The 22,646-nt window shown below is 41.6% G+C and carries 23 protein-coding genes; 13 read left to right on the top strand and 10 right to left on the bottom strand.

What is annotated here, in order from left to right:
* Positions 1-84: 84 nt before the first annotated feature.
* A complete protein-coding gene (locus AYR53_RS01825) occupies positions 85-612 on the bottom strand; it encodes a hypothetical protein (protein ID WP_225359741.1) in 528 nt (175 codons plus the stop codon).
* Positions 596-967: a DUF4430 domain-containing protein gene (locus AYR53_RS01820; RefSeq protein WP_068226126.1), complete on the bottom strand. Its 372-nt coding sequence runs from the start codon at positions 965-967 to the stop codon at positions 596-598. The genes AYR53_RS01825 and AYR53_RS01820 overlap by 17 nt, the downstream gene beginning before the upstream one ends.
* A gap of 96 nt (positions 968-1,063) precedes the next feature.
* Here AYR53_RS01820 and AYR53_RS01815 point away from each other — a divergent pair, with 96 nt between their 5' ends.
* The 4 genes from AYR53_RS01815 (at position 1,064) to AYR53_RS01800 (ending at position 4,229) form a co-directional block, all read left to right on the top strand.
* Entirely contained in the window at positions 1,064-1,789 is a 726-nt protein-coding gene (locus tag AYR53_RS01815; protein WP_068226127.1) for a TatD family hydrolase, read from the top strand.
* A gap of 45 nt (positions 1,790-1,834) precedes the next feature.
* On the top strand, positions 1,835-2,080 hold the full coding sequence (locus AYR53_RS01810) for a Gfo/Idh/MocA family oxidoreductase (RefSeq protein ID WP_068279667.1): 246 nt from the start codon (positions 1,835-1,837) through the stop codon (positions 2,078-2,080).
* A 142-nt stretch (positions 2,081-2,222) separates the two neighbouring features.
* A complete protein-coding gene (locus tag AYR53_RS01805) occupies positions 2,223-3,506 on the top strand; it encodes an ISL3 family transposase (RefSeq protein WP_068224565.1) in 1,284 nt (427 codons plus the stop codon).
* 105 nt (positions 3,507-3,611) lie between these two features.
* Positions 3,612-4,229 carry a Gfo/Idh/MocA family oxidoreductase gene (locus AYR53_RS01800; RefSeq protein WP_068279670.1) on the top strand — a complete coding sequence of 206 codons (618 nt, stop codon included), beginning with the start codon at positions 3,612-3,614 and terminating at the stop codon, positions 4,227-4,229.
* A gap of 821 nt (positions 4,230-5,050) precedes the next feature.
* On the opposite strand, the gene AYR53_RS01795 is transcribed toward AYR53_RS01800, so the two are convergent.
* Positions 5,051-5,986, bottom strand: a complete 936-nt coding sequence (locus AYR53_RS01795; protein WP_068226129.1) for an alpha/beta hydrolase — start codon at positions 5,984-5,986, stop codon at positions 5,051-5,053.
* A gap of 202 nt (positions 5,987-6,188) precedes the next feature.
* Here AYR53_RS01795 and AYR53_RS01790 point away from each other — a divergent pair, with 202 nt between their 5' ends.
* Complete coding sequence (locus tag AYR53_RS01790; protein WP_068226130.1) at positions 6,189-6,899, top strand: VIT1/CCC1 transporter family protein; 711 nt, start codon at positions 6,189-6,191, stop codon at positions 6,897-6,899.
* A gap of 181 nt (positions 6,900-7,080) precedes the next feature.
* Here the strand turns inward: AYR53_RS01790 and AYR53_RS01785 are convergent, their stop codons facing one another.
* Entirely contained in the window at positions 7,081-7,563 is a 483-nt protein-coding gene (locus AYR53_RS01785; protein WP_068226131.1) for a Dps family protein, read from the bottom strand.
* Positions 7,564-7,807: 244 nt separating this feature from the next.
* Positions 7,808-8,671 carry an oxidoreductase gene (locus AYR53_RS01780; RefSeq protein ID WP_068226132.1) on the bottom strand — a complete coding sequence of 288 codons (864 nt, stop codon included), beginning with the start codon at positions 8,669-8,671 and terminating at the stop codon, positions 7,808-7,810.
* 143 nt (positions 8,672-8,814) lie between these two features.
* Between AYR53_RS01780 and AYR53_RS01775 the strand changes: the two genes are divergently transcribed.
* The 8 genes from AYR53_RS01775 to sfsA all read left to right on the top strand — a co-directional run bounded on the left by AYR53_RS01775 (position 8,815) and on the right by sfsA (position 16,500).
* Entirely contained in the window at positions 8,815-9,081 is a 267-nt protein-coding gene (locus AYR53_RS01775) for a hypothetical protein (RefSeq protein WP_225359740.1), read from the top strand.
* A 1,229-nt stretch (positions 9,082-10,310) separates the two neighbouring features.
* On the top strand, positions 10,311-12,032 hold the full coding sequence (locus tag AYR53_RS01770; protein ID WP_068226133.1) for a metallophosphoesterase family protein: 1,722 nt from the start codon (positions 10,311-10,313) through the stop codon (positions 12,030-12,032).
* A gap of 75 nt (positions 12,033-12,107) precedes the next feature.
* A complete protein-coding gene (locus tag AYR53_RS01765; RefSeq protein WP_239693282.1) occupies positions 12,108-12,782 on the top strand; it encodes a C39 family peptidase in 675 nt (224 codons plus the stop codon).
* Positions 12,783-13,354: 572 nt separating this feature from the next.
* A complete protein-coding gene (locus AYR53_RS01760; protein ID WP_068226134.1) occupies positions 13,355-14,107 on the top strand; it encodes a threonine/serine exporter family protein in 753 nt (250 codons plus the stop codon).
* Positions 14,108-14,213: 106 nt separating this feature from the next.
* Entirely contained in the window at positions 14,214-14,660 is a 447-nt protein-coding gene (locus tag AYR53_RS01755) for a threonine/serine exporter family protein (protein ID WP_068226135.1), read from the top strand.
* 73 nt (positions 14,661-14,733) lie between these two features.
* Positions 14,734-14,937 (top strand): hypothetical protein, encoded by a 204-nt coding sequence (locus tag AYR53_RS01750; RefSeq protein ID WP_068226136.1) that lies wholly within the window; start codon positions 14,734-14,736, stop codon positions 14,935-14,937.
* Between the two features lie 204 nt (positions 14,938-15,141).
* Positions 15,142-15,633 (top strand): universal stress protein, encoded by a 492-nt coding sequence (locus tag AYR53_RS01745; RefSeq protein WP_068226297.1) that lies wholly within the window; start codon positions 15,142-15,144, stop codon positions 15,631-15,633.
* Between the two features lie 129 nt (positions 15,634-15,762).
* Entirely contained in the window at positions 15,763-16,500 is a 738-nt protein-coding gene (sfsA, locus tag AYR53_RS01740) for a DNA/RNA nuclease SfsA (RefSeq protein ID WP_068226137.1), read from the top strand.
* Here the strand turns inward: sfsA and AYR53_RS01735 are convergent.
* From AYR53_RS01735 to ilvD, 5 genes are all read right to left on the bottom strand, one after another.
* A complete protein-coding gene (locus AYR53_RS01735; RefSeq protein ID WP_068226138.1) occupies positions 16,489-17,415 on the bottom strand; it encodes an L-lactate dehydrogenase in 927 nt (308 codons plus the stop codon). The two genes, sfsA and AYR53_RS01735, sit on opposite strands and share 12 nt — an antisense overlap.
* A gap of 128 nt (positions 17,416-17,543) precedes the next feature.
* The gene (locus AYR53_RS01730) at positions 17,544-18,794 is read right to left on the bottom strand and encodes an MFS transporter (RefSeq protein ID WP_068226139.1); all 1,251 of its coding nucleotides are present in this window, start codon (positions 18,792-18,794) and stop codon (positions 17,544-17,546) included.
* Between the two features lie 254 nt (positions 18,795-19,048).
* Positions 19,049-20,023 (bottom strand): bile acid:sodium symporter family protein, encoded by a 975-nt coding sequence (locus AYR53_RS01725; protein ID WP_068279673.1) that lies wholly within the window; start codon positions 20,021-20,023, stop codon positions 19,049-19,051.
* An 85-nt stretch (positions 20,024-20,108) separates the two neighbouring features.
* A complete protein-coding gene (locus tag AYR53_RS01720) occupies positions 20,109-20,435 on the bottom strand; it encodes a metal-sulfur cluster assembly factor (RefSeq protein WP_068226140.1) in 327 nt (108 codons plus the stop codon).
* A gap of 37 nt (positions 20,436-20,472) precedes the next feature.
* The gene (gene ilvD, locus AYR53_RS01715; RefSeq protein WP_068226141.1) at positions 20,473-22,239 is read right to left on the bottom strand and encodes a dihydroxy-acid dehydratase; all 1,767 of its coding nucleotides are present in this window, start codon (positions 22,237-22,239) and stop codon (positions 20,473-20,475) included.
* Positions 22,240-22,646 lie beyond the last annotated feature (407 nt).

The raw sequence follows: 22,646 nt of genomic DNA, 5'->3' as shown, positions 1-22,646 counted from the left end.
GTTTTTAGTTTTATGAGGGTACTTGTTTGTAAAGGGGTAGATTGTAGCAAATAATCGGGTTTCTGAGCACCTTTCAAACACACACTAACTAAAATCTAAATTAAATTGTTTAATAATCCGGTGAAGTGCCGGTATCAGAGCGAGATAGATTACAAAATTACCTATTGCGTGAAGACTGTCAAAGTAAAGCCCCGCAAGGTAGTAAGGAATGAAGGCCCGCGGGCCACCAATAAATGGAATTTGGCCGGCGCTAACGACAAAACCGTAGAAGTAACCGGCAAATAAGCTGAAAGCTGCCTGTCCGAGCAAGTGTTGTTGAAACCAAGCATAATGCGCTAGGCCATAACTTAAGCAAACAACCGCACTATAGGCCAGTATTTGCGGTAGTGTCCAAATCCCAAAGCCTAACAATAGATTGGAAATCAGAATTGACAGCGTTGCGACGTAAAAACCGGTGGTGAAACCAAAATAAATGGTGATAAAAATAATGATATCGGTTACCGGTTGGACGTTGGGTAAAAATTGAAATAAGTAGCGACCAACCACGCAGATAGCGGTTACTACGGCAATAAAGGTAATATAACGCGTTGAATACTTAATTGGTTGGCGCAAGATTAAAGGTTACCGAATCATGATTCTTTAAGTACGTTTGTGTCGCGCCTTTTGAAGCCATTTTGCCGTTTACCTTGAAGAGCCAGTAGCTGCTCGCTTTTTTATTTTGGCTATGACCAGCAATATCTGTAATCATGCCCTGCTTTTCTTTAACTTTAAAGTTCTTTTTTAAAACTTTCATTAGGTTGGTTTTAGTCGTTGTTTTAATCTGCTTAGTTTTGAAGGTTTTGTGTTTTTGTTGCAGCGTGATCTTTGCTTTAACACTTTGACCTGCGGCGGCAGCCGGAACTAGGTTACTTGTAATTAGTGCTAGGCCGAAGACAATGGTGAATAATCCCTTAATAAAACGGTGCATAATAGAGTCCTCCTTAGAAATCGATTGCAGTCTTAAGTTTAGCAAATTAAGGGTTGTGGTGCAAAAAGGGGTTACGGAGTAAAAGGAGTGGAATTAATGCAATTGAGTGACGCGCATTGTCACGTAGCTGATCGTGCTTTTGTACAACAATTAAAGCGTCAGCATATTTTTACGACAATTAACTGTGCGACGCCGGCAGAATTCACGCAAAATCAAACGTGGGTTGGCCGATCGCGCTATCTAAGATTATCTGCAGGAGTTCATCCGTGGCAGGTAGATAAGGTTTCGCTAAACCAAATGATGCCAATTTTGCAGCAAGTACCGATAATTGGTGAAATTGGTCTGGACAACGTTTGGACTAAAACTGATTTAGCTTTGCAGCAACAAGTTTTTTCTAAGCAGTTAAGTTATGCCGAACAAGCACATAAACCAGTGATCGTTCATGTTAAAGGAATGGCGCCAGCGGCCTTGAAAATTATGCGGCCATATTTCACCACTTTTTTAATTCACTGGTATGATGATTTGACCTACCTTAACGATTTTTTGGCCCTAGGTTGTTACGTCAGTATTGGCCCTTCTTTCGCTAGGGATGCTAACGTTATAAAGGTGATGCACCAGGTGCCACTAGAAAAAGTACTGGTTGAATCTGATGGTCTAAGCGGAATGGGCTGGGCCTTAAATCAAGAATTACCATTGGCCGCCTACCCACAGCGATTGGCCGCTTGTATTCGAACTTTAGCGCAAATTCATCATTTAACTTCGGACCAATTGGCCGCACAATTAGTAGCTAATCTTAAACGTTTTTGGCTGGCGGAAAATTAAAGTATATTATTCCACGATAAAATTATTTTAAAAGGGAGCGATCTAATGTTAAAAATCGGCGTTATTGGTCTTGGCAACATTGCCCAAAAAGCATACTTGCCGGTGATGGCAGGGATGCAAGATCAAGTTGAGTGGATTTTATGTACCCGCAATAATGAAAAATTACAGTACTTACAACAGCGTTACGGTTTTAAAAAGGTCGTTCATTCAGTAACAGATCTACTTGAATTGGCACCGACGGCAGTATTTATACATACACCAACTGAAACCCACGCACAATTAATTGAGTAATTTTTACGGCTCTATACTTTTTCCTGTTGATAGTTTACAAATGGTAAACTATTAACAGGATTTTTGTGCAGAAAAAGAGCTCACAGCTCTCATCCAAAAATCTACCCACCACAAGTATCATTTGAAAGGATATGAGAAAACCGTGAACCCTATAGACAATCATATAAAATTTGCGCTCAGTATTAAAGACCCAAATGTCATTTTTTTCGATTATGGTTACGAATACAAACAAAACAGACGAATTAAAGTCTATCGCGCAACTGTCAAGACCGGCCTTGAACGTTGCCCCCAGTGTGGCTTTGATCAGTTCAATCATAATGGTCACTACCTTTCCCGGGTGACCTACCTAGCCGCCAACGCCAGTGAGCCGGTGTACCTAGAACTGCATAAAGAGCGCCTGCTTTGTAAAAACTGTGGGACTAGTGTGATGGCAACGACCGAGCTAGTTGATAAATATTGCAATATCTCCCGGGCAACTCGCCAAAAGATCTTTATGCATTTACAAGATGATCGGACCCAAAAGAGTATTGCTTGTGACAATAATGTCTCACCCAGTACTGTTTGTCGCTACCTAGATAAATATGATGATCTCTTTCGCCGGAATTACAACTATCTGCCAGAACATTTAGCGATGGATGAAGTACGTGGTGTTGGCGGTGTCCTGCACTTTATTTGTATTAACGGTGCTGGTGATCATGAAATTCAACAGATCCTGCCGGATCGGTTGAAACAAAACATTATAGCTTACTTTAAGCAGTTTCCGCTCAGCGTGCGTCAGCGCGTTAAAACCGTGACTTTAGACCTTAATAGTTACTACCAAGACATTGTTAAAGTCGTATTCCCCAACGCTAAGATCATCGTCGATCGGTTTCACATTATCGCCATGATGACCAGAGCGTTCAACCAAAGTCGCGTGCAGCTTATGAAACAATATTCTAAACGGACCAAAGAATATCGGATCCTAAAATTCGCTTGGAAACTGTACTTAAAACATTGTGATGACCTGGAGGTTAAACAATTATTTTATGATCGCCATCTGCGCCAACAAGTAACCCAGCAAGAACGCGTTCAGTTGGGTCTTGAGCTTGATGAAACGTTAGCGAACACCTACACCATCATGCAAGGCATCATGACTTGTCTAAAAAATTACGATAAAGATGGGCTCGTGATCTATTTATATCACAATGAGCAACTCAGTCCCAAAATGAAGGCCACACTAATCACTTTCAAGAAAAACCTAGAGATCATCCTCAATGCCAGTGAATCAAAGTATTCGAACGGTCCCATTGAAGGCATCAATCGCATGATCAAACAGATCCAGCGAACGGCCTTTGGTTTTCGCAACTATCACCATTTAGTTTCACGGATCAAACTACAACAAATGCGCACCAAACCAAATAAAAAAACAGCATTAGAAGTTGCCTAACTTCTAACACTGTAAAATTGGCTATCAACAGGATTTGACAGAGAGCCATTTTTACAAGCTGGTAGTCACGTTTACGTTGATAAGCCAGTCAGTGATGATTTGGCGGTGGTTAAGCATTTATATGCTTTAGCGGCGGCAAAAAAATTATTATTAACGGCTGGATTTAACCGACGCTTTGCACCAATGAATCAACGCTTACAGCAAATTGGACCGGCAAATGTTTTGTTAGTTCAAAAAAATCGCATTGCGGCAGACCAACCAGTTAAGTTTGCCGTATTTGATTTAATGACCCACGTTGTCGATACAACTTTATTTTTGGCGGGAATTGAAACGGACGCGGCACTAACTTGTCACTATCAGGTTTCTACTTTGCAAGGTAATCTAGATCACTGTAGTTTAACTTTGGAGTTACCAAATATGACAGCTCACGCTTTGATGAACATGCACGCCGGGGCCAACAGTGAGACGGCCGAACTGCAAAATATTCAGGGTAGTTATCGAGTCGTTGACCTTAATTCTTTTAGTAAACGCAGCCCAGAAGGTGAACAAATAACAACGTTCCCTGATTGGACACCTAATTTACAACGCCGCGGGTTTGAACCACTTATTAAGGCTTTTGTTGCAGCAGTTGCCGATCCTGCTCACACTAACCCAGTCAGCCCAGCCTCCAGTATTTTAACGCATGAACTGTGTCAAAAATTAGTTGCGGCTAGTACATCGTAGCCCTTATATTTAAAACTGTTAGCTAGTTTTCAGAACGCCAGAACTTAACTGGAACAAGGCAGAACAGTTTAGATTCCATTCCGGTGCGCGAGGACGGAACGCGTGGCGGGTTGGCGAGCTAACTTTTACCAGATAAAGGCAAAGCTGGAATAAAAGTGGATCTCGCCAAGCCCACATGATTCTAAATGGCCCAGACCGCCATTAAGAATCATCGACACAGCTGATCCTCGCGCCCCGAAATGAGATCTGGCCGCCGTAGCACATTTAAATGTTATTTGTGTCTATTGCAGTAAACCAGTTATTGTGTTGCAAATAGGTGAAAACTACCTTTGTCAGTGTTGCTGGCTAATTAAGATCATCAATAAGTTGCGCAGCATTAAAGCTGTGGTTTCTACTCAATTGGACTAATTAAACAATTAAATGATTCAATAATTAGAGCTCAACTACTGCCAAGGTTTCATTCCGGCGCTGGCGTATCAGCCGTGTCGAAGGTACTTGATGACCGAATTGTGGTCATTTAGTACCTTGCGTGATTGACAAGATCCATTTTCTTTTCCGAACGGGTTTAATCGGAAAGAAAATTAGCTTGTCACCGCGCCACTGTCGCTCATTCTTAACAACTAATTTTAGCAAGTATTAATTACTAGAACATATTCGCTAAACAGGACTTGTTTCCCGTTGTCGATTGGACTAAGCCGAAGCCCGGCAAGTCCAAGTCGCACGCGTTCCATACGCCAGCGCCGGAATGGAACCTAACTAAATCTGCCCACGTGTCATTCCGTGGCAAGCGGCATAAGCGCCCTCTAGTTTCAGATTTGTTTTTAATGAATGTAATGTGCTAAGAAAGTTTGAATGCTATTTCGATAACGCTCAGGCTCTTTGGAAAATGAGCCAACGTGTTTGGCTCCTTTAACGGTCAGCATTTTTTTAGGTGCCTTAGTTGCCTGATAGAGTGTTTTAGTCATTGCGTGGGGAACAAAGGTATCAGCACTGCCTGAGATGAACATGATTGGCGTTTTATTTTTTTTAACTTGTGCTAACGCGTCAGCCTCCTTAAAACTATAACCGGCCCGAACTTTGGTAATTGCACTAGTAATGGGAACTAGCGGAAAGCGTGGTAGGTGGTATAAGGTCGTGGCCTGATGGCTAATTTCGGCGTCTGCAGTAGTAAAGGGACTATCAACAACAAAGGCCTTAACTTGGCTAGGTAACGATGATTCGCCACTGGCCATTGTCATGCCACTAGCACCCATGCTGATACCAAAAAGTACGATCTGGGAGTTCTGGCCATTTTTTTGAACAACTTGTTTGGCCCATTTAATGTAGTCTAAACGGTCCAGCCAACCATAGCCGATAACTTTACCTTGACTGGCACCTTGGCCACGAGAATCAGGTAGTAACACGTTATAACCTAGATCGTGAAAAAGTGCCGCGTACTGACCCATCTGTTCTTTGCTACCCATGTAACCGTGGGCAATAATTGCTGTTTTGGTTGTTGGCTTAGCAGCCTTGATGTAGTCTGCATCCAAACGTAAATTTCCGGTGGCCGAAGTTTCAAACCATATTTTCTTAGGAACATCTTGAAACCATTTCTTTTCCGAATATAGAGGATCAGAACGTTTTAGGGTTGTGTTTTCGCTAATGAAACTTTTTTGACCAGGAACAATAGCAACATTGTAAAAATATAGACCAGCACCAAATAGGCCAATAACAATTAAAAGAATTAGGATACCAGCAACACAAAGCAATTTTTTCATGATAGCCACCTCTTCAGTAGCGTACCATAAATTTCTTTCTAAAAGAATCACCAAAGTCGAATTATTGGCCCTGTATTCGGTTTCAGATTGGTGTTACTATTGAGAGGAATTCTCAATTAGAACGTAAGCAAATGTGCGGTTAATTTTGAAGCACGCTTTAATTTAGTTTCTAGCTAGATGGGTTGAAAAAGGGGCGATTAGAATGATTGATTTACATATTCACCGTTCACCAACTAAGCCGTCATTACGCTTGTCTGAATGGCTTAATGTGTTGCGAGCAGGTGTTTTGGGGATGAATGATGGGATTATCTCAACTGCCGGAATCGTTCTAGGAGTAGCGGGTGCCCAGCAAAGTTCCTTTATGTTATTTATTGCCGGAATTTCGGGAATGTTAGCCGGCGCCTTTTCCATGGGCGGTGGGGAGTTTGTTTCTGTTGGCCAGCAACGGGATATGCAGCGGGCAACGGCGGCCAAACAGCGCCAGGCTATCAGCGACGATTACCCGAAAGAATTAGCGGAATTAACTCGGGTTTATACCGCTAAGGGTATCTCAACGGAATTAGCCCAGCAGGTAGCGATTGAATTAATGGCCAAGGATGGCCTAAGTGCAACCTGTCGCGAAAAATATAATATTGAATTAGGTAATTATTTTAATCCGTGGCACGCTGCCATTTCATCGTTCTTTTCATTTTTTGTTGGTTCAATTTTACCGCTACTAACAATTACTTTAGTGCCGGCTAAATGGAAAGTAGCTGTTACCTTTTTCGCCGTCGGCTGTGCTTTATTATTAACCGGCTACGTCAGTGCAACACTTGGCCAAACGAGGCGGCGTAAAGCAGTTTTACGCAATTTAGTTGTCGGGCTGTTAACAATGGCGGTTACTTATGCCGTTGGTCATTTGTTTGCGATTTAAAGATAATAGCGTAGGTTATAGACCATTATTTTTTGATTATAATAATTTTAAAAGCTACTTAGGGGTGCTTTTTCAAACACTCTCTAGATAGGGTTAAACAATTTAAAAAGTGGTACAACAAATGAGCATTGCTCAGACTGTTGTGCCACTTTATTTGTTAGCTTAAATTTAAATATTGAGGTTAGTCGTCAAAAGGACCTTTACCTAAGTAGGCCTTTAGCATCCAGATATTCTTATCAGTAGCTTCTTTAAAGCCATTCATAATGTCTTGAGTAGGATCATCATGTTCTTCACCACTAATGGTGATCGTCTTTTGGTATTGATCGCGAAGATATTCATAGTCCTTGACCAAACGTTCCATATATTCTTTAAGGGTATACTGACCAAATGTTACCTTTTCTTCTGTTAGGCCAGTATTTTCAATGAATTCGTGAACTGTGCCATAAGGTGAGCCGCCAAGAGCAATCAAACGTTCAGCGATTTGATCTAACTGTTCGTTTAATTCATCCATGTAGTCATCCATTAATGGGTGTAACCGGAAAAATTCGGTGCCGCGCATGTACCAGTGGGTTTGGTGAATGATAACTGTTAATTGGCTGATATCTGCAACTAATTGATTCAGTTGGACCTTAGTTTTTGGAAAATTGTAATTAAGTTCACTCATAGTAAAAGTCTCCTTTAAGTATATTTACGTACACCACTAAGGATAGAATTAAAGCCATTTAAAAGCAATTAAAACGCTTAACTTTTGTAGAGCGTGTCTAAGACTACCTTTAGCTTGTGACCACTTTGCGGTCAAGTACATAATCTTGATGCGCCAGAAATTGCGCCACATGCTTAATTCAATTTGATGACGAAACGACGATGCAAGAATGGTCTAAGGGATACTTTAGTTAGTTTGCCGTAGATTACTCATCAGTAATAGCCTTATTTTGTTGATGTTGGTAAAGCTGCCAACATAGCGTAAGTGTGCCAGCTAATAGTGCATCGAAAGTACGGTCAGATAAATATTTACGTCCAACTAAGGAAATTGTGCTTCCGGCACCGGCAACATAGCGAGTTTTTGGACGACGTGCGCAGGCGGCCTTTTCCATAACGTTGGCAATAACTGACGTGTCAGAACCGAATTGGTTAAATAAGCTGAGCATGGCACCGGCTTTTTGAGCCGTTTTTGCGTAAGCCGTCTGTCCTGAGACCGCTAGTAATTTTTTACGAGCAATTCCTGGCCATTCAGTTTTGGTACAACCTGGTTCGATAATAACAATGTCGATTCCAAATTGGCTGACCTCTGTCCGTAGTGAGTCGAGCATTCCCTCCAATGCGTGTTTTGTTCCCATGTACCAGGCGCCCATTGGTTGATAGATTTTACCACCAATTGAGGAGGTGTTAATAATTCGCCCGCTACCTTGGTGGCGCATAATTGGTAGTGCGAGTTTGATTAAAGCAATCGCGCCGAAGACGTTTACTTCAAATTGATTTTTACCCTCAGCTAAACTGACATCTTCAACGGCACCGTAAGCACCGTAGCCAGCGTTATTGATCAGAATATCTAGGCGTCCTTCGCTTGCTAAAATTGTTTTAATAACATTCTCGCGGGATTCTGCAACAGTGACATCGAGATTAATAATGTTGATACCAAGACCAACTAAGTGGCGCATACGTTCCATTCGGCGAGCGGCGGCGTAAACAATGAAGCCAGCCCTTTTGAGTCGGATGGCAGTTGCTTCACCAATACCTGATGAGGCTCCAGTAATTAAGACAACTTTTTTCATTTGGAAAATCCTCCTCTGATAAAAACTGTTAGTTAAGCTGAATATAGCGCTTTTGTTAGGCAAGTCAAGCGCTATCACAGGCAAATGCTAACGGAACATCAGTTAAAAGTGTTAAAATGTAAAAACAGAGAGGGGTTTTTTAGTTGAAACAAAGCGGCTATAACGCAAATGGTATTAGTGACGTTGTTGAAAACGCAAAGAATAGTGGATTTGAAATTGGCGACCAAGTTAAAGTAACCAAGGAAAAAGGTATTCCAGATTGCGTCGGTGTTATCTCTAAAAAATACACAAATAGTGCAATGGTTAAGTTGCACGAAGGCGATAAAGTAACCGCACAAGTTATGGAAGAAATGAACGGCCGTTACGTTGTCAATTATGATCATTTAGAAAAATTAGTAGACGCAAAGTAGCAGGTAAAAGACTTAAAGTATAAATACGATCTGCGGATAAGCAATTCTTTACTGCAGGTTAGCATTAAAGATAGGTAGTATCGGAAAAGAGAGAGTGGGACAAAAGTCGGTTGCGTAATGGAACCAATCCAATAACCGTACTATGGCTATTGAATTGGCCGTAGTTAGGTACGTGAATCCAGACTTTTGGCGCACGTTCTAGCGTAATGTTCGGAAATAATAGGTGGCTAGGACTTTTTGTCCCGGCCGCTCTTTTTTTGTGGTAATCGGGCAGCTGATTCAATATTTACGAGTGCAGTGTAAAATATAAAAGTGGCTGGCCCCTAAAATAATGTGGGTAAGTTGATAGCTTTACTACCAGGACGAACTCCTGTTAGGGCCTATTTTTAGAGTAGCGAGAATGTTAAGCAGACCTAAATAAAAGGTAGCTAAAATAATTTAAGCGAAGCGGTTGCAAACGCTTACCGATGCTGCTATACTGTGTTTGTAAGGAAGAGGTAAACCAATAGATTGAGTAACAAATTTACAAATAGTTCTTCTGGATACTGTTTCAGTGTAGTACTGGTTAGTAAGGTAGTACCGTTTCGGATTCACGAAGAATCGTAGTTGTTTTACCTTAAGTAACAAAGATGTCCAACGGAGGTGCATGTCAAGTAAGATGTGTCAGGTATTTCCAAAAAGACAACAAACATCAGCGATAGCGTAATACAGGATTCTTAATCCGAGTACGTGGACAGAATCATAGCAGATGTATTTTACAAAAATGTACGCTTGCTCAGGTGAGGTTGTCGTACAATTGAATAAGTAGCAAATTTTTAGAATGAGGCGAAAGATATTTTAGATTTAAACCAATGTGTTAGTCGTTTCCCTAAGCAACAAATTAATCTATTGGCTCTTCCGAACATTTGATAGGCGTTAAGTATTGATGAATAATCGAAACTTGACGTCTATTTTTGTGTCCTTAATTAAGGTCAGTGAATATAGTGATTAAATTCTGAACACTAGCTTAATTTGACGAATAAATATTGTAACTGATGGCTTGAAACCTGGGCGCCTTTCCAAGCATTCCCTAGGTTAATTAGGAGGTACTAGTGAAAAATTATTTCAAGACATTGGCTGGTTAATAATGTAAATTTAGCAAACATATTTACAACCTCCGTAAAACATGGAAGAATGGTGGGGAATAGGTAATTTTTACCCGATAATTTTTTGATGAAGGAGGCGATCGAATGACAGATTCTAAGGCTATCAATAAAGCAGGAGTAAGTACAAATAAAACAGAAAAATCAGTGGATGATTTAACGGTGGTTGGTTTTTACTGGGTTAATCACCACAATCAGACCCCTGATGGACAGAGCTACACACTTTATGTTGGCGAAAACTACCAGCACAGTCCTTTTCAGTTATTATTTCCCGCCGAGCGTGCTGATCGACTTGGTGGTAATCTACTCTATCGGAGTTGGTCACGGCATTTTCAGCGCTATAACTCGTTTGTTCGCGTGGCGGACAATGCGCGCGTTTTTATGGCACAATTCATGGCTAAATTTGTTAGTCGGATTACCCAAGTTGCAACTAAAAATTCACTAACGATGGGTGTAATAACGGATACACATGACCGCGCTGGAAAAAATTATCAATTTTATGGTACTAATGGATTGCAGCACGTTGAAGAATTAAAGTTATTAGATAATTTTGGTGTGTTTGATGCGATTGGTCATTTAGGTGATTTGATTGATGGCGCTAATGAACCTTCTGTATCGCGCGTGCGTTTGGGTCAAATTATTGGTACATTAAATCAATCGAAAACGCCATTTTTTGTGACAAAGGGTAATCATGATGAGAATGATAAGTACGCGATACATCAGTCGAAGAAACAAGTAAGTGACGCCTTTGGACCAAATGATTTTGCGGATCTGGTTTGGAAAAAAATGTACGCCCAGGCACAGATTCATGCGGTATCAGCTCGCTTTGGTGTTGGCTATTTTGATAAAGGCCCGGTACGAATTATTTTTATTAATACAAGTGATGTTCCATACGAACTGACTAGTAGTGGTGCTAAGCGCTATGATACTAAAAAAATGCACGCCATTCGTGGTGGACAAATGCAGGAAATTATTGCAATTTTACAGCGGAGTTTAGATAAAAACATTGTTTTCTTTGGGCACGCGCCTTTAGTTGATGCTGCTGGTCACGAAGATATTGTTAAAAATGGTGGGGCCTTACAGGAATTGTGTCACTATTTTAATCAACATCAGCGCGGCCGTTTGGTCAGACATAGTTCGGACGCTTTATTTGCGCTTAACTTACGGTATGATTTTAGTCAGATTGGTCAGTCGAAGGTATCGGCCTACATTTGTGGGCACTTGCATGATGAAGGTGCGTTTGCAGTAGATGATATTCAATATATTGTGTTAAACTGCAGTGCACTTATTAGCGCTAACCAACCTAACGTTAATCAATTTAATCAGAATTTTGATCGGCAACAAGGAACGCTAACGGAATCGGCTGGCTATGCGATTGATGTTAATAATTTGAAGGGTCGTCTGACTGTTTTAGGCTACGGTGCGGCCACACCAAAACGAACTTTTACAATTTCAAGTGTCCACCCAACTTTACCAGCAATTGGTGATACTGGAGTTTTACCAGTGGCTAGCTATTTTAGTGGGCATCAGCGTTTGAACTTGCAAATCGAGCAAACCATGAGTGGTCGATTAATTTGTTTTCTTAGTGGCCAACTGCACTTACCACAGGTCAACGATTTACAACAAGAACGGGTAGCGACAGTTCCGCTACCATACCGACCTAAGCAGCTATTGCTAATGCCAATTCAGAGCATTAGTGGTGACCAGGCCCAACTGGGAATTGAGCCCAATGGTGATGTTTGGTTAACAACACAGCGACTAACAACGCTGAGGGGGCCCTTTATCTTAAATTTATCTTGGATACGCTAAGTAGGCTGGTAACTTTTTACTGATTGTGTATAATGCAGTTATTGAGTCAAAATTTAAGTGAATGAGGCTTTGTGATTGAAACGAAAACAAACAAATCGGCATCAGCCTAAGCAGCGCAACTCACGCTTATTTCTGATTTGTGTGCTTCTCTTGATTGGCATTATTGGGTGTTTATCCCTTTTAGGACGGGAAAACGCTACAAAGGAGATTAGCTTTCCAACTACAGTAGAAAATGGGGCGTTGAAATTAATTGGTCAGCAGCCGGTTAGTATTGAAATGCCAGTTAAGGCACGCTCGCAATTTCCAACTTTGCCAACTGGCTGTGAAATTGCGGATGTCGCCATGTTATTTGATTACCGTGGTCACCCAACGGATTTAGCCACTTTGGCGAATTCGCTTCCGTACACTGATAATCCAGAGACTGGCTTCTGGGGTGATCCTTTTACCGGAACTGGTTATACGATGTATCCACCAGGTTGGCGTCCGATTTTTGAAAAAAAGCTTGGTAGTTTTACCGACTTATCAGGCCAATCAGTGACTAAGTTGAAAGGTCAATTAGCAAAGGGAAAACCAATCGTTGCTTGGGTCCACATGCACGGTTTTTTTGCCCACGCTATTTTATTAACCGGCTACGATCATGATACGATCATTTATAATGATCCCTTTACCGGTAAGGGTCGGCAACAGATGTCCAGCCAACGTTTTTGGACGGTAGCAGCATCACAGAAGCACCGAGCGATGACTTATTAAGCTAGAGTGTTTAAAAGGGCGTCCAGGTTCTGAGCATTAGTCTAGATTGACAAATGATTCACGTAGTGGATTATTTGGCGATCGTAACTACTATTCCACAATTGAGAATTATTAGCATAAAACGCTAATAATCTTGATGTTTCATACGTTGTCCATTCAACTATGGCGAAAAACGCCAAGTTGAAATATGGCAATCGCAGGAACCTGCCTTTTTAAACACGTTTCCACCAAATTAGCCGAGGGATACAAGTAAGCGTATTTTCTTAATAAGCTCTAAATCAAAAAACACCAGAGGCCAGGACAAAAGTCCTGGCCTCTTACTGTTTCCGGAACGTACGCCAAAGGTCTGGGGGGTCACGTACCTTACGGGAGTGTTTGGAAAAGCAAAGGAAGCTACTTTTTCAAAGGATAATTCAATAACCATAGTACCATTATTGGATGGGCCTACGTTACGCAGTGAACCCAAAACCAACTTCTGTCCCACTCCCTGATGCTTTTTTAGTTTTGGAGCGTTGCAGCGGAATTGGTTTGTCGCTATACTAGTGAATAAAATGAGTAAAGTGGGTGGCCTGATGAGTGAACAGCAGCAAAGCAGTGAATTGTTGGATACGTGTCTAATGGCCGGAAGAATTATGATTGAAAGTGGTTCGGAGATGTACCGGGTAGAAGATACAATGAACCGAATTGCCCAAAACGCTGGTGAAAAACAGAGTATCACCTTTACTACGCCGACGGGGATTTTTATGGAACTAGGGGATAGCGGAGCGGTTCAGATTCGCCAGATTACAAGCCGAACAATTAATTTAGAAAAGGTTGAGCACGTTAATGCATTATCCCGTGAATTTGCGGCTCAAACAATTAATCTTGGTCAACTTCATCAGCGCCTGGCCTCACTGGACCGAGATGTGCCTTTCTTTCCCGTCTGGCTTCAGATCATTGCGGCGGCACTGGTTAGCTGTACTTTAATGATTATTTATGGCGGTTACTGGCAAGATTTTATTAGTACGGCCGTGATTGGTGCCACTGGTTATGCGGTCTTCTACTGGGTGCGCGATCGCTTGAATATTAGCTACCTTAATGAGTTTTTGGCGGCATTTACGATTGGATTACTTGCTTTGATAGCGGTCCGGCTACATTTAGGGCGGAGTATTGACATGATTATCATTGGCGGTGTGATGCCGTTGGTTCCTGGTGTACCAATAACTAACGCTGTCCGTGATGTTTTAGCGGGCCATTTATTATCGGGAATTGCTCGAGGAATGGACGCTATTTTTAGTGTTAGTGCAATTGGTGTTGGCATTGCACTGATTTTTCGCTTTTTTTGATTAAGGCCTGTCTAAAAAGACATCTGGATTCTGAGTAAGTTTGCGCTAGATCAATTGAAAACATTCTAGGCAAAAATTAGCTGTAATGGCTACGGGGAGCTATGAGATGATCACTTTATTTGGAAAAGTCTTGCTACAACTTGTTTTTAGTTACATAGCCACGGTAGCCTTTGGTATTTGTACTAATGTGCCACACCGAGCATTGAATGCTTGTGGGTTGACTGGTGCCGCGGGCTGGTTTGTTTATTGGCTACTTGTGCAATTAGATTTAGGACATATGTTACCTAATTTAATTGGTGCATTTGTAATTGCATCAGTTAGTTTATTCTTTGCGCGAATGAAAAAAATTCCGGTTATTATTTTCAATATTCCGAGTTTAGTGCCGCTAGTCCCTGGTGGCGTTGCTTATCGTTGTGTTCGGGCACTTGTCCTTGGTAATTATACGCAGGGCATTGGGTTTGCCATTCAGGTAATGATGATTTCTGGGGCAATTGCCGTTGGATTTATGTTGGCTCAGTTTGTTGGTCTGCGGCGCCCGGCCAAAAATAGTTAGTGAGTTAAAGGTGTTGCGCAATAAGTGTTAGGGTGTTATAACGTGGGTTGAATCAGGTAAGGGGGGCACAGTTTTGTTATTTAATAAAACAATGGATTATTTGGTAGTTGGTGTTTATCGTTTGGCTAGCGGGAAAAAGACTGAACAGTGTGTTATGCATAATACAACGAAACGTGAAGCAAAAGAGCAAATGTTTAACTATTTAATAAATAATAAGCTGGGCAATCAAGACGGCTCATTTCGTGATATTCTCTCGATTAGTGTCCATAAAGAATAACTAAACAAATGTGGTGTGGAGTTTCAACTTGCTATTTTTAATTTGTTACAGCTATAATGAACTTAGGGCGTGTTTGGAAAGCAGGTTCCTGCTTTTCCAAACACGGTTACACTAAATTAGTCTGGGCAATACGCGTAAAGGTATTTTCCAAAAATGAACTTAGTTGCAGCATTATTAATGACCAACAAAGGTGGGGATAAACGGATGAGTACGGAAGACCCAAAGAACACGTTAGATTTTGAAGTAGAAAACATGAACTTTCATCGTTTATTGGTGGCAGTAGATGAAGATGATTCAACGTCATCAATTCGTGCGTTTAACTACGCTGTGACGCTGGCCAAAACTTATCGTGTGCCGTTAGCAATTGTTACAATCTTGGAGACTGGTGATCTGAATATTTATGATTCATTATCACCAGACGTTTTGTCAGATCACCGACAAGAAGTGTTAGATAAAATTAACCAGTATGCAGCCAAGGCTAAGGATTTTGGTGTCACAGACGTAACGCCATTAATTGGTGAAGGCAAGCCAGGAAATATTATTGTAAATAAGATTATTCCTGATTGGCGGCCAGATCTTTTAATTGTTGGGTCAGAAACGACTGACAAGAATCGATTATTTATCGGTTCGCAAGCAAGTTATATGGCGCAAAATGCGGCGTGCTCGGTAATTGTTGTTCGGGCTAATGATATGTAATGTTGTTTAATTAATTTAAAATCAAAATAGGACAAAGAGTAGTTGCAAAAGTCATGATTGCTACTATTCTTTGTTCTTTATTTTTAACAGCAGTGTAGTTGAGTAGGAATTATTTTGGAGGAAATTAACATGAAATACGCTAACATCACGATTGGGACGTTTCTTGCTCGACCTAACCGATTCATTGCCAACTGTGAAATTGCCGGTAGTGTCCAGGCAGTCCACGTAAAAAATACCGGAAGAAATAAAGAAATTTTGCGGCCACAGGTTCAAGTTGCGCTAGTGAAAAGCAATAATCCTAAACGTAAAACAAAGTATGATTTAGTTGCTGCACTGTGTGGTGAACGCTGGATCAACATTGATAGTCAGGCACCTAACCATATTGCCTATGAAAGTATCTTGGATGGGACTATTCAGTTACCTGGGTTGGCCGAACCGATCACAACATTACGTCCAGAGGTAGTTTTCTCTGATTCACGTTTTGATTTATTTGGGAGCACCGCAACTGAATCCTTTTTTGTTGAAATTAAAGGCGTCACATTAGCTAACGCCGACTTTGCGGCATTTCCTGATGCACCAACAATTCGCGCTGAAAAACACGTTCGAACTTTGATGGCGGCACGCGCATCTGGTTATGGCGCTTATTTATGTTTTATTGTTCAAATGAGTGGTATTCGTGAAATGACCGTTTATAAGCAACGTGATCTGAAATTATATCAAGAAATTTTGGCCGCACAAAAAGCGGGCGTCACTGTTTTGGCCTATGGCTGCGCAGTAACGCCCGGAGAGATTAAAGCAGTTTATCCAGTTAAGCTAAATCTTGCCCGGCAATTTCACGAATTAACGGCTGATGAATTAGCTCTTTGAGGGTAAAGTACTGTAATTATGTTTGATTGTGTCGGCAGATTTTTGGAAAAGTGCCTGTTCATCTGCCGGTAAGGTAATTGGATAAGTAGCGACGATGCCTTCACGGCCAACAATGGCTGGTTGGCCAATACAAATCCCAAGCTCTTCGTTCCAGTTAGATACTGGCCGAATAACCCGGGCGTCACTAAAGACAGCCTCAGCTAGGGTAACCGCAGCCGTGGCAATACCATAGCTTGTGTAGCGTTTACCATTAAAGATGTACCAGCCACCTAGGCGGGCATCTTCACTAAGCTGATTGACGTCAAGGTTCCGCTCTTTAGCGAGAACACTAATTGGTTTTCCGCCAACAGTGACTGTCGACCAGGCCGTAAATTGAGTTTCACCGTGTTCACCTAAGTTGAAACCGGCAACGTTCGTTAATTCAACGTTGAGTTTTTCACCAACGGCACGTTTCATTCGCAATGTGTCCAACGAGGTACCAGTGCCGAAGACTTGTTTTTTAGGTAAACCAGTCAAATCTTGTAAGTATGTGGTGATAACGTCACATGGGTTTGTAATATCAATGATAATACCATTAAAACCAGATGCTTTAATCTTAGGACCAACTTCTTCGACAATTTTACTAGTTACACGTAATTCGGCCAAACGATCACCAGCGTGGTCATAAAGCGCTGTAATATCGCCGGCACTAAAAATAATAACGTCAGTATCTTGTAATTGTGCGTAGTCCTGAATCGCTACATTAGTGTGCGTTGTTAATTGTCCTTGGGCATCCTGTAAGTCTAGTTGTTCTGCCTTTGCGATCTTATCTGACTTATCAAATAAGGTTAAATCGTCCGCAATCCCCTTAGTAACAATTGTGTAACCAACTTCACGACCAACGTGGCCAAGACCAATAACTGCCATTTTTCGCATAAAAAAGCCTCCCTAATAGCTTGCTAAGTTTGATATAAATCTAGTTTAGTTTGGAAAATATTTTATATTCCTAATTAAGTATACACAATTCTAAGAATTAGTAAAAAAATTGCAAGACTATTTTAATATTAATCACTATTAAGCGTAACTGACTGGTGTTTTTTATCTTGCCGGAGTTCGTGGGTATCATGCAGGAGTAAACCGAAATTAATTAACTCAAAAATTGCGGTCATGGCAAAAACACCGCGATAATCACTAACGCTGGAAATAACTGCACCGAGCATTGGTCCAGAAACACTGCCTAACGCTTGAAAGGATTGATTCCAGCTAAATAAACGACCAAAGGCTTTGCTAGGAATATAAAGGGTCATGATTGCCTGAACGGCTGGTAATAGCGCGGCATCAGAAACCCCAACTAATAGGCGTAAGGCACCAAATTGCCAGATGTTACGAACAAAACTCATTGGTATAAAGCAGGCGGTAGCAAATAGCAAGCCAAAAAGGAGAACGTGTTCTGGCCCAACGTGATCGCTTAGTTTGCCTAACAATGGCGCGGCAAATAAGGTTACAACGCCTGGTAAGGCGGCAACAACGCCACTAATAAGCGCAATTGGGCCGTGGTGATGCAATAATTCGCCAACAAATAAGCTGACAATTGGGGTAACTGACATATTGGCCGCTTGAATAATTAAAGTGGTGATAAACATTCCGGTAATTAATTTTGGATAACGTAGTTCACGGAAAACCTGGCGTGTTGGGGTTAAATCCCCTTTAGCTAAAGGACTAAATTTTTCGTGAACAAAAAATAGTGTCATTAAAAAGACGATAAACATTAATGCACCAGTGACGTAAAAGGTGCTACGATAGCCTGCAATGCCGGCCAAAACGCCCCCTAGTAAGGGGCCAAGCAAAGTGCCAACAACGTTTCCAGTGGCCAAAGTGCCCATTGCCTGGCCACTTTTTTCCCGAGGGACCGCGGCAGCAATAATCGCGTTGGCGTTATTAATGTAGCCGGAGAAACCGCCCTGTAAGGCACGTAAAATAATTAAGACTGTAATATTAGGTACGAAACCACAAGCAGTAATCGTAAAGGTCATTCCCAGTGCTGCTCTCAAGCACATGATTTTGCGGCCATGTTCGTCGGCTAACTTTCCCCAAAATGGTGAGACAATTGCCTTTACGAGAAAAGTAATTGCAAAGGCTGTGCCACTGTAAAGATTAAGTTGCCATTTATTGAAATTACCTAATGTTTGTATGAAAAGTGGTAAAAAGGGCATTGTCATTGAAAAACCCATTCCGGTCATAAAGTTGCCAAACCAAAGAAAGGTTAAGTTTTGCCGCCAAGAAGGCTTTTGCTCTTTAATAGATTGATTGATCATCGCAAATGCCCCCTAAAAATTAATCGATTGCTTCAAGTTATACTCAGTTTACAATTTATATTTAATTAAACCAATTCTATAAATACCATTTAATGATAGAAAAATTAAAAGTGGGCCAAAAGATTGCTTTATCCGTAAATTCTAGCCAATTAGTGCTTGTTAGCCAGACGGATTGCGATTTTTTGTGTCCACTTCTTTTTCAAATGAGTATCGATCAAGGATTAATAGCGACCAGAAGTCGTCTTAATTGCTACTTAATTTTCTTGTAACTTTGTCGTTTTTGGCTCCGCCGATTTATCAGTATTTAATTTATTGCGCCAATAAGTCGAAAGAATTGAGCCAGAAATATTATGCCAGATACTGAAAATGGTTGAAGGGATAGCGGCTGCTGGATGGAAGTACTTCATTGCCAGCGTTGCCCCTAAGGCAGAATCTTGCATACCAACTTCAAAAGTAATTGCTTTTCTCTGAGGATCATTTAAGCGGATGAGCTTAGAGAATAAGAAGCCAAGCCCGTAGCCGGAAAGGTTATGTAAGATTACAACTGGGATAACCAAGGCAGTTTCTGCGGTAAATAAGTGAGCTTGGTTGGCTGCAAAAACGGAAGCAACAATTAATAAAATAGCAGTTTGGGAAACCAATGGTAAGATGCGATTAACGGTCTCGATCCTTTTACCGAAAATAGTGTGAACCAAAACGCCTAAGAAAATTGGTAGTAAAACAATTCGAATAGCGCCAAGGAAAAGTGAAGTAGCAGGGACGGTCACCCAATTACCAGCGTAAAGAAGTAAAAGTGTTGGTAACATTATTGGCGCTAGCAATGTTGATAACATGCCAATCGAAACATCTAAGGCAACATCGCCACCAGCAAGGTAGGCCATAACGTTTGATGACGTTCCACTTGGACAAGAACCAACAAGGATAACACCGACGGCAGTTGGTCCGTTAAGGTGAAAAATTAGGCAGAGTAGGTAGGCAATGCCGGGCATGATGACGTAGTGGGCAACTGTACCGGCGAAGACAGGCCACGGATGCCGAAATATTCTAGCAAAGTCCTTACGCGTTAACGTTAGGCCCATTCCAAATAGGACGATACCTAATAATAGCGATGTGTGCGGTGCGATTGCGACTCCAATACTAGGAACAAAGAAACTAAACGCGGCCACAGCTACGACTAGCCAGGTAAACCACTTACTCACCCAATTACCAACCATTTCAGCATGTTTCATATACATCTTCCTTTCGTAATTCAAGTCATTAATTTTTTGTTATTTTGATATTAAAAATAGAATTTAAAATGGTCGCAAAGTTCAACTAATAATGAACACCTAATGAAATTCGGGCGTAACGACTCATCTTTGCAACTGTCCACGCTGGGTACCAGACAAGGTTGATTTTGACCTTTTTAACCTCTGGAATAATAGAAAGGGCGTTATCAATCATTTGCTCAAGGATATCCGAGATTGGACAGCCCATTGTTGTTAACGTCATCGTGACGGCACATTCGCCATCTTCGGTCATACTCAGACCGTAAATCAGGCCAAGATTGACAATATCACAACCTAATTCAGGATCAATGACAGTTTCTAAAGCGTCTAACATGCGGTCTTTTAGGTTATCTGCAGTATTTGTTTCTGTCATTAGCACGGGCCTCCTACAATTAAAGATTTAAGTCTAATTAGAGCTTATTCTGACGAGCTTGTTCTTCAAGGGCAATGATCTCACTTGGATCCTTCATAACGCCACCAGTGTTGGCCGAGGTTACTAGGGCCGTGTAACGAGCCAGGTAGCCGGTGGTAACTTTAGGTTTAAAGGGTTTTAATTCCTTTTGGCGGTTGTGTAGTTCAGCAGCGGAAACGGCAACGTTTAGCGTTCGGTTTTTTAGATCAATCGTGATTTGATCGCCGTCATGGATTAGCGCAATTTCACCGCCTTCAGCGGCCTCAGGTGAAACGTGACCAACGCAAATTCCGTGAGTAGCACCGGAGAAACGACCATCAGTAATCAGGGCAACATCGCGACCAAGTCCGCGCCCGACTAAATCAGAAGTTGGGTTTAGCATTTCTGGCATGCCGGGACCACCTTTGGGACCTTCGTAACGGATAACAACGACGTCACCCTTTTTTACGGTACCATCATCGATGCCATTAACCGCATCATCGTGGGAATCAAAGCAGACTGCTGTTCCGGTAAATTCGTGAATATCGGGATCAACACCACCAACTTTGATTACGGAACCATCTTTAGCAATGTTACCGTAAAGTACAGATAGACCACCTTCGCTAGAATATGGATTGCTTAAGGGATGGATAACCTCTTCATTTTTAGTGTAGGCACCAGCAACGTTTTCCCGGATTGTTTTACCAGTGACGGTTTGCCGATCTGGGTGTAAAATGCCACCTTTTTCGATTAATTCATTCAGAATTACCGGAATTCCCCCAGCGTTGTGTACGTCTTCCATAGTCCAAGAAGATGATGGGGCAATTTTGGCCAGGAATGGTGTCTTTTCAGCAATGGCGTTGACGTCACGTTCGCTATATTTAACGCCGGCTTCGTGTGCAATCGCTAATGTATGTAAAACAGTATTGGTTGATCCGCCCATGGCCATGTCAAGTGCGATACAATCATCGAAGGCTTCTTTGGTCATAATATCCCGTGGCTTGACGTTATTTTTCACTAATGTCATGAGCTGTTTAGCAGCTGCGCGAATCAAGTCCCGCCGTTGCTCGGAAACGGCGAGTGCAGTGCCGTTATAAGGTAATGCCATCCCCATCGCTTCCATCAGGCAATTCATTGAATTAGCGGTGAACATTCCGGCGCAAGAACCACAGCCTGGACAGGCGTTTTGCTCGAGTTGAAGGAAGTCATCCTTGTTTAATTTGCCTGATTTAAAAGCACCCACGGCCTCGAACATATTTGAAAGGGTAACAGCGTGTCCATTTGGATCAAGGCCTGCCTTCATTGGACCACCAGAACAGAAAATGGCTGGCACATTGGTACGGGCGGCGGCCATTAACATGCCAGGACTGATTTTGTCACAGTTTGGCATGTATAAGACACCATCAAACCAATGGGCGTTAATAACTGTTTCGGCTGAATCGGCAATGATCTCACGACTTGGTAACGAATAGCGCATGCCAATGTGGCCCATGGCAATCCCATCATCAACCCCGATGGTATTAAACTCAAACGGAATACCGCCGGCCTCGCGAATGGCCTTTTTAGCAATTTCGGCTAATTCACGTAAATGAATGTGTCCTGGAACGATTTCAATATATGAATTGCAAATAGCAATAAAGGGCTTTTTCATGTCGTCAGTGTTCTTAACCCGACCAGTTGCGTACAGTAAACTACGACCAGGGGCACGATCAGCACCGACTTTAATTTCGTCACTACGCTTCTGCATGTCTTTACCAGTGACTGTGAAATTTAAGGTGTCGCTCATAGATAACCATCTCCTGAAGATTAGATTTTATTCGTTTAGATTAAAATTTGTGGTGCGAATGATTAGAAGACTATCACTTAGAAAATGTTTGTCAACTTTGTTTTATTAGAAATAGTTTTAAAAACAGCTTGACATAGGTAACTAATGCATGATAAATTTATTTTAACTTTTAATGCTAATCTAATTTAAATGCTTTGACGAGGAAGAGTAGTGATTTCCAGTAGATAAACAGAGAGCTCTGTAAGCTGAGAGGGGCAGTACTGGAAGTGACGAAAGTAACCTTTGAGCTATCTGCTGAATGAAGTAGGCGGGATTGGGAGTGCCCATTATCGCACCAACGCATCAATAATTAGAAGAATGAGCTTGCTCGTTTGCCTTCTGGTTTATCGGTTTTATAAAGAAGTCAC

The sequence above is a fragment of the Loigolactobacillus backii genome, from assembly GCF_001663675.1.
GTDB classification, from domain to species: Bacteria; Bacillota; Bacilli; order Lactobacillales; family Lactobacillaceae; genus Loigolactobacillus; species Loigolactobacillus backii.
The sequence above is the reverse complement of the archived record's forward strand: the minus strand, read 5'-3'. Positions and strand labels throughout refer to the sequence as shown.

Bases quoted from the DNA above. Each gene is read 5' to 3' on its own strand.
- ilvD (WP_068226141.1), bottom strand. From the start codon at position 22,239: ATGAGCGACACCTTAAATTTCACAGTCACTGGTAAAGACATGCAGAAG.
- AYR53_RS01795 (WP_068226129.1), bottom strand. From the start codon at position 5,986: ATGAAAAAATTGCTTTGTGTTGCTGGTATCCTAATTCTTTTAATTGTT.
- AYR53_RS01725 (WP_068279673.1), bottom strand. From the start codon at position 20,023: ATGAAACATGCTGAAATGGTTGGTAATTGGGTGAGTAAGTGGTTTACC.
- AYR53_RS01770 (WP_068226133.1), top strand. From the start codon at position 10,311: ATGACAGATTCTAAGGCTATCAATAAAGCAGGAGTAAGTACAAATAAA.
- AYR53_RS01820 (WP_068226126.1), bottom strand. From the start codon at position 967: ATGCACCGTTTTATTAAGGGATTATTCACCATTGTCTTCGGCCTAGCA.
- AYR53_RS01780 (WP_068226132.1), bottom strand. From the start codon at position 8,671: ATGAAAAAAGTTGTCTTAATTACTGGAGCCTCATCAGGTATTGGTGAA.
- AYR53_RS01720 (WP_068226140.1), bottom strand. From the start codon at position 20,435: ATGACAGAAACAAATACTGCAGATAACCTAAAAGACCGCATGTTAGAC.
- AYR53_RS01760 (WP_068226134.1), top strand. From the start codon at position 13,355: ATGAGTGAACAGCAGCAAAGCAGTGAATTGTTGGATACGTGTCTAATG.
- AYR53_RS01815 (WP_068226127.1), top strand. From the start codon at position 1,064: ATGCAATTGAGTGACGCGCATTGTCACGTAGCTGATCGTGCTTTTGTA.
- sfsA (WP_068226137.1), top strand. From the start codon at position 15,763: ATGAAATACGCTAACATCACGATTGGGACGTTTCTTGCTCGACCTAAC.
- AYR53_RS01730 (WP_068226139.1), bottom strand. From the start codon at position 18,794: ATGATCAATCAATCTATTAAAGAGCAAAAGCCTTCTTGGCGGCAAAAC.
- AYR53_RS01790 (WP_068226130.1), top strand. From the start codon at position 6,189: ATGATTGATTTACATATTCACCGTTCACCAACTAAGCCGTCATTACGC.
- AYR53_RS01810 (WP_068279667.1), top strand. From the start codon at position 1,835: ATGTTAAAAATCGGCGTTATTGGTCTTGGCAACATTGCCCAAAAAGCA.
- AYR53_RS01785 (WP_068226131.1), bottom strand. From the start codon at position 7,563: ATGAGTGAACTTAATTACAATTTTCCAAAAACTAAGGTCCAACTGAAT.
- AYR53_RS01745 (WP_068226297.1), top strand. From the start codon at position 15,142: ATGAGTACGGAAGACCCAAAGAACACGTTAGATTTTGAAGTAGAAAAC.
- AYR53_RS01735 (WP_068226138.1), bottom strand. From the start codon at position 17,415: ATGCGAAAAATGGCAGTTATTGGTCTTGGCCACGTTGGTCGTGAAGTT.
- AYR53_RS01755 (WP_068226135.1), top strand. From the start codon at position 14,214: ATGATCACTTTATTTGGAAAAGTCTTGCTACAACTTGTTTTTAGTTAC.